1 protein-coding gene is annotated in these 303 nt (G+C 64.4%); it reads right to left on the reverse strand.

The window, feature by feature from the left end:
* Positions 1-258 (reverse strand): substrate-binding periplasmic protein (locus tag J0A65_RS26930; protein WP_206597225.1); only part of this gene is annotated, 258 nt, incomplete at its 3' end.
* Between the last annotated feature and the right edge of the window lie 45 nt (positions 259-303).

A 303-nucleotide genomic window follows, 5' to 3' on the forward strand; every position in this document is an offset into this window, starting at 1 on the left:
CAGGATGCCGTCGGCCTGCCCTTGATTAATGTCCAGCAGGCAGCGTTTCCAGGGCATGAACTGCAGCTGCATCTCGCGGCCCAGGCGGCGCAGCACCTCGCGGGTGATCTCGTAGTCGAGCCCGGTCGGCTGGCCGTTTTCCTCGTAAACGTAAGGTGGCCACGCCTCGGTGACCAGGCGCAAGGGTTCGGCCCGTAGGCCGAAGGCCACGCAGCACATCAGCTGCAGGCCAATGACGACGCGTACGACTGCTCTCATGGCTTAAGCATAGTCCCCCTTTGGCAAGGGGGCTGGGGCGCAGCA

It is taken from the genome of Bowmanella yangjiangensis (genome assembly GCF_017255015.1).
Classification (GTDB): Bacteria; Pseudomonadota; Gammaproteobacteria; order Enterobacterales; family Alteromonadaceae; genus Bowmanella; species Bowmanella yangjiangensis.